Genomic DNA, 256 nt, shown 5'->3' with positions numbered 1-256 from the left:
AGATCTGAAGAGACCTGCGGTTCTTTTTATATAGAGCGTAAATACATTCAATACCTTTTAAAGTATTCTTTGCTGTATTGATACTTTGATACCTTGTCTTTCTTACTTTAATATGACGGTGATCTTGCTCAATGAGGTTATTCAGATATTTCGATGTACAATGACAGTCAGGTTTAAGTTTAAAAGCTTTAATTACTTTAGCCATTGCTACCTTCGTTGAAGGTGCCTGATCTGTAATTACCTTTTGAGGTTTACC

Annotated in this window: 1 protein-coding gene; it reads right to left on the bottom strand. The window is 34.0% G+C overall.

The annotated features are described in order from the left end of the window. The coding region (locus tag AC2D8K_RS12645) for a DDE-type integrase/transposase/recombinase (protein WP_484698834.1) at nt 1–256 on the bottom strand (256 nt) is incomplete at both ends.

It is taken from the genome of Staphylococcus sp. 510 (assembly GCF_057219715.1).
The sequence above is the reverse complement of the archived record's forward strand: the minus strand, read 5'-3'. Positions and strand labels throughout refer to the sequence as shown.